This window comes from Ruminococcus sp. 1001713B170207_170306_F1, assembly GCF_015668065.1.
In the GTDB taxonomy this organism is placed as follows: Bacteria; Bacillota; Clostridia; order Lachnospirales; family Lachnospiraceae; genus Blautia_A; species Blautia_A faecis.
This window is the reverse complement of sequence record NZ_JADPEX010000029.1, coordinates 58,253-64,487: the sequence shown is the minus strand read 5'-3', so window position 1 is coordinate 64,487 and position 6,235 is coordinate 58,253. Positions and strand designations below refer to the sequence as shown.

Annotated in this window: 4 protein-coding genes; 1 reads left to right on the top strand and 3 read right to left on the bottom strand. The window is 44.2% G+C overall.

The genetic code is table 11. The features are described from left to right. Nucleotides 1–278 precede the first annotated feature (278 nt). Nucleotides 279–1,007: a pyruvate formate-lyase-activating protein gene (gene pflA / locus I4V84_RS16020; protein WP_118578234.1), complete on the bottom strand. Its 729-nt coding sequence runs from the start codon at nt 1,005–1,007 to the stop codon at nt 279–281. A gap of 105 nt (nt 1,008–1,112) precedes the next feature. Further along, nucleotides 1,113–3,368 carry a formate C-acetyltransferase gene (gene pflB / locus I4V84_RS16015; protein WP_195992915.1) on the bottom strand — a complete coding sequence of 752 codons (2,256 nt, stop codon included), beginning with the start codon at nt 3,366–3,368 and terminating at the stop codon, nt 1,113–1,115. A 492-nt stretch (nt 3,369–3,860) separates the two neighbouring features. Between pflB and I4V84_RS16010 the strand changes: the two genes are divergently transcribed. After that, nucleotides 3,861–5,252: a sodium-dependent transporter gene (locus tag I4V84_RS16010; protein ID WP_195992913.1), complete on the top strand. Its 1,392-nt coding sequence runs from the start codon at nt 3,861–3,863 to the stop codon at nt 5,250–5,252. Nucleotides 5,253–5,409: 157 nt separating this feature from the next. Here the strand turns inward: I4V84_RS16010 and I4V84_RS16005 are convergent, their stop codons facing one another. Then, nucleotides 5,410–6,099 carry a YoaK family protein gene (locus I4V84_RS16005; protein ID WP_195992911.1) on the bottom strand — a complete coding sequence of 230 codons (690 nt, stop codon included), beginning with the start codon at nt 6,097–6,099 and terminating at the stop codon, nt 5,410–5,412. Between the last annotated feature and the right edge of the window lie 136 nt (nt 6,100–6,235).

Genomic DNA, 6,235 nt, shown 5'->3' with positions numbered 1-6,235 from the left:
TGCTCTAGCGAGCCATTTCAGGCGCGGTTTTAGCGTAGGCGAAATCCACTGCTTACGGAGACTTAATCGTGAAGGCTTTCCTGAACGATTTAGTCGCAGTTAGCAGTTAGTTCGCTGGAGCGTTGCGCCGGCGAGTGAGCAATCACCATTGTCCGAGTGCGTCCGCCTTGAACAACTTTCAACACACTAAATAGCAACTTAAAAGAGACCATTGCGAACTCATTTCCAGTCCGCAACGGCCTCCCCTTAAGGAGTTTTATTTACTTTCTTTCACGCTCTTAAATCGCCCCAAGAATCCGTCTGGCATTATCAATCCTCTCCTGCGTAGGAGGTTTCACGCCCTCCAGCGGATAAGGAATCCCCAGCTTTTCCCATTTAAAAATGCCAAGAGTATGATACGGAAGAACTTCCACGCGCTCAACGTTTTTCAGTGTATGGATAAAATCCGCCAGCTGGTGCAGATACTCATCCTTGTCACTGCCCCCCGGTACTAACACATGCCGGATCCAAACAGGCTTACCCATATCCGAAAGCTCACGGGCCATGGCAAGAATATTCGTATTGGTCTGCCCGGTAAGCTTCACATGCTCCTGCTCATTGATCTGCTTGATATCCAGAAGCAGAAGATCTGTATACTTCATCAGCTCCAGCCACTTAGAATGCCACGGCACCTTAGTCGTATAAGGATTTCCGCTGGTATCCAAAGTAGTATGGACTCCCGCTTCCTTTGCCTTACGGAAAAGCTCTGTGAGAAAATCCATCTGCAAAAGTGGTTCCCCGCCGCTCACCGTGATACCACCCTTATCTCCCCAGTAAGACTTAAACCGAAGTGCTGTCTTCAAAAGCTGATCCGTAGTGTACTCTTTTCCATCTGTCATATTCCAGGTATCCGGATTATGGCAGAACTGACAACGCATAGCACAGCCAGAAAGAAAAATCACATATCTCACTCCAGGTCCGTCCACAGACCCGAAGCTCTCCAGAGAATGAACATAGCCTTTTAACATTTCTAATTCCTTTGCATTCATATTTATAAAAAGGACATGCAACCTCTGACATATATTGTATTGCATGCCCTTTTGTTTCGCCGATACTATTTTAAAATATCAGACTTACATTCTGTCGTGGCAGGTTCTGGCAATAACATCCAGCTGCTGCTCTCTTGTCAGATCGATAAACTTAACTGCATAACCGGAAACACGGATAGTGAAGTTTGCATACTCCTCTTTTTCCGGATGCTCCATAGCATCGATCAGTTTCTCTTTGCCAAATACATTTACGTTCAGGTGATGTGCACCCTGGTTGAAATATCCGTCCAGTACATGTACCAGATTATCTGTACGCTCTTCATCACTATGTCCAAGAGCTTCCGGATTAATGGTCTGTGTATTGGAAATTCCATCCAGTGCATCCTCATAGTCAAGCTTTGCAACAGAGTTCAGGGAAGCAAGAAGTCCGTTCTGCTCTGCGCCGTAGGATGGGTTTGCACCAGGTGCCAGAGGCTCTCCAGCCTTTCTTCCATCCGGAAGAGCTCCGGTAGCTTTACCATAAACAACGTTAGAGGTAATGGTAAGAATAGAAGTGGTTGGCTTGGAATCACGGTAGGTATGGATGTGTTTCAGTTTATCCATGAAGGTGGAAAGCAGATTTCTTGCAATCTCATCTGCTCTGTCATCATCATTACCGTAGCGTGGGAAATCACCCTCAACCTGGAAATCAGTGGTAATTCCATCCTCATCACGGATAGCTTTTACCTTCGCATACTTAATAGCAGACAGAGAATCTACTACATGTGAAAATCCAGCAATACCTGTTGCAAAAGAACGCTCAACCTTTGTATCGATAAGCGCCATCTCAGCTGCCTCATAGTAATATTTATCATGCATATAGTGGATCATGTTCAGAGTTCCTACATACAGATGAGCCAGCCAGTCCATCATCTGGTCATATTTCTGCATAACCTCATCATAATCAAGATACTCGGAAGTGATCGGCTTGTACTCCGGTCCTACCTGAGTCTTTAACTTCTCATCCACACCACCGTTGATCGCGTAAAGGAGGCATTTTGCAAGATTTGCACGAGCTCCAAAGAACTGCATTTCCTTACCAGTCTCAGTAGCAGATACACAGCAGCAGATGGAATAATCATCGCCCCATACCGGACGCATAACATCATCGTTCTCATACTGGATAGAACTTGTTGTAACAGAAATATTAGCAGCATATTTCTTGAAGTTTTCCGGCAGCTTGGAAGAATAAAGAACAGTAAGGTTTGGCTCCGGAGCCGGTCCCATATCCTCAAGAGTATGAAGGAAACGATAGTCATTCTTGGTAACCATGTGGCGTCCGTCAACACCAATACCTGCAACCTCAAGAGTTGCCCATACCGGGTCACCGGAGAACAGCTGGTTGTAGGACTCAATTCTTGCAAATTTAACCATACGGAATTTCATTACCATGTGGTCAACAAGCTCCTGTGCCTCTTTCTCAGTGATCACGCCATTCTTAAGGTCTCTTTCAATATAGATATCAAGGAATGTGGAGATACGTCCAACACTCATTGCAGCACCATTCTGGGTCTTAATTGCTGCAAGATATCCAAAGTACAGCCACTGGAATGCCTCATGAGCATTCTTTGCAGGCTCTGAAATATCATAACCATAGACCTTTGCCATCTCTTTCATTCCTTTAAGAGCGCGGATCTGATCTGCGATTTCCTCACGAAGCTGGAAATCATAACGTCTCATACCCTGGCGGTCGCTGTCTGCAAAGTCTTTCTCCTTGCCTGCGATCAGAGCGTCAATACCGTACAGAGCCACACGTCTGTAATCGCCAACGATACGTCCACGTCCATAAGTATCCGGAAGTCCGGTAAGGATGTGGCTGTGACGTGCTCTTTTCATTTCTGGTGTATAAATGTCAAAAACGCCCTGGTTATGTGTTTTGAACTCATATTTTGTAAACATATCGTGGATCTGAGGATCTACCTTGTAGCCGTACATTTCGCATGCCTGCTCAGCCATTTTGATTCCGCCGTATGGCATAAATGCACGTTTCAGAGGCTTGTCTGTCTGAAGTCCTACAACCTTCTCAAGATTCTTTAGGTCTTCAGCAATATATCCTGGTCCGTATGCGGTCAGGCCTGTGACAACCTTTGTCTCCATGTCAAGCACACCATTGTTGGCACGCTCTGCTTTCTGCAGCTCCTGCAGCTTTCCCCACAGTTTGTCAGTAGCCTCGGTCGGGCCTTCCAGGAAAGAATCGTCTCCGTCATAAGGGGTATAATTGTGACGGATAAAATCACGAACGTTAATTTGTTCTTTCCAACGACTTCCTTCGAAGCCTTCCCACTGTGCAAAATCTTTCATTCTTGTACCTCTTTCTTTATTTTATAGTTCTCCGCGTATATTGAAGAATTGTTATTAGTTTAACGATTGTAGTATACGAGATTGTTATTTCTTAGTCAATCGGTTTGGGGAATGCTTTTAATAAAGTACAATTTATCTGGTAAAAAATGGATTTCCCTATATATAAGTCCTATATTATGTACTTTAATTCATTTTTCCATTTGTAAGTCCCATTTTCACTGTAGTAAATACAGAGAAATATTCTCGATATACTTTGTTAAATTTTATCAACTTAATTGAAGGGGGCTATCGCTTAACGAATGAATTTTCGTGAAGCTCTCGATGGTCTTATCTGTATCGCCATGTTCAATGCCATCGCGGAGCGTGTTGCTGTGAACGAAGTGGACAATAACTTATACTCCTTTCTGCTTGCTAAAAATTTAAGTATTTGTTTTACTATTATCTTGTCATATGTTATCCTATTCTTACAACATTAAGGGGGAAACAAATGTAATGGAAAAGAAATCAAACCATTTTTCAGGACAGCTTGGTTTTGTCCTGGCTGCAGCCGGAAGTGCTGTAGGAGTGGGAAATTTGTGGAGATTCCCATACCTTGCCGCAAAAGACGGAGGCGGCTTATTTTTAATTATCTATCTGATTCTGGTACTAACCTTCGGATTTGCCCTTCTCACCTCGGATATTGCGATCGGACGGCGTACACAGAAGAGTGCCATCGGAGCCTATACCCAGATGCGTCCCAGATGGAAGTTCCTGGGAATCCTTACCTTCCTTGTACCAGTGCTTATTATGACCTATTACGCGGTCATCGGCGGATGGATCACCAAATATGCAGTGGTATACATAACCGGTCAGGCACAGGCAGCTGCCGCAGATGACTATTTTACAGCCTTTATCACCTCTTCCACTTCACCGGTGATCTTCGCACTGCTTTTCATGGGGGTTACTGCTTTCATTGTATACAATGGCGTGGAAAAGGGGATTGAAAAAGTATCCAAATGGATGATGCCGGTCCTGCTGGTTCTGGTCGTAGTGATTGCAGTGTATTCTCTTACGATTTCACACACGGATGCTTCCGGTCAGCTTCGCACCGGCTTACAGGGATTTCTTTACTATCTGACGCCGGACCTTGAAGGACTGACTGTGCAGCGTTTTCTGCAGATTCTGCTGGATGCCATGAGCCAGCTGTTCTTTTCACTCAGTGTATCCATGGGAATTATGATCACCTACGGCTCCTATGTAAAACCTGAAGTGAACCTGAACAAGGCGATCAATCAGATTGAAATTTTTGACACAGGTGTTGCCTTTCTTGCAGGTGCCATGATCATCCCGGCTGTATATGTGTTTTCCGGCACTGAGGGAATGGGTGCCGGACCAAGCCTGATGTTTATTTCCCTGCCAAAGGTATTTTCTGCAATGGGAAAAGCTGGTACCTTCGTAGGAATCCTGTTTTTCGTAACTGCTATTTTTGCAACCTTGTCTTCCTGTATTTCCGTACTGGAATCTATTACTGCAAACTGCATGGAAATTTTTCATACCAGCCGTAAAAAAACAGTTCTTGTTTTATCTGTGATCTACCTTGCAGCTTCCGCAGTTATCGCTTTGGGATACAGTATTTTCTATGTGGAAGTGAAGCTTCCAAATGGTTCTGTGGGACAGCTTCTTGATATTATGGATTACATCAGCAACAGTGTTATGATGCCATTTATAGCACTGCTTTCAACGCTCCTCATCGGCTGGATCGTAACGCCGGATTATGTGATTAGCGAAATGGAAAGAAGCGGGGATAAGTTCCGTAGGAAAAAATTGTACCGCGTCATGATCCGCTTTGTTGCACCGGTTATGATGTTTATTCTGTTTTTACAGTCTACAGGGATTTTATCTTAAACTGCAGAGCATGTTTGAGGAAGACTTTCTGCAAGATGTGCCTCACAATTTGTGAAAGATTATATTGTAAAAAAACATCCAGCCTGCCATCGTTATATGGAGACTGGATGTTTTTTATAATTTGTAATTGTAAAGATACTGAAGCTTTATTAATTTCTCACTGCCAGCGGTGTTCTGCCTCTTCGATTTCCTCAATAAACATTAAAAGGAAGCTGATGAGAAGCAGGATGCTGGATACCCAGATGGCTCTTTCGCCGTAAGCCATTGAAAGTCTGCCGCCAATTCCTGCGCCAATAGCAAACAGGAAAATAATGGCGAAATAGCATAAGGCCTGATGAAGCAGGCGGGGCTTTCTTTCACGCATGTAAGCGGAAAGGGCTGCAGTGCCGCTTCTCAGATTTCCGATACACATGGTGCTGGCATAGGCATTTCCTTCAACCTTTCGGAAGGTCTGCACCTGAAGGGCGCAGGAAAAGGATACCAGGGTGGTTGCAAGCACGTTCAGATTCCCTGGGATGAAGCCAACCAGAAACAGCAGGATGATCTCTACCAGAAGGATTCCCTGGCGCCAGTGAAGGCGTCTGGCATAGCGGAATTTTTCCTGAATGCGTTCCGCTAACAGAACTCCAAGGAAGAATGCGGTCAGGGGAATGAGATAATGCAATCCTGCTTTCATTTCGCCGTTCATAAACCGCTCACTCATCAGTACCACGTTTCCGGTCTGAGCGTTGGAGAAAACGCCATCGCGGGTAAAATAGGTATAGGCATCCTGAAATCCTCCTGACACTGCAAGGAATGCACTGTTTATGAATGCTTCTGAGGTCTGTACCCTTTTATGATGGTCCATAATAAGTTCCTTCTTTCGTCTTTTGTCTTTCGTATACATATCTTCAGATTATAGAATAAATAATGCTTTCTGTAAACATCTATTTTGATATGTGGAGTATATATATCTTATATGCCTGGAGCGTATTTGAAAAAGA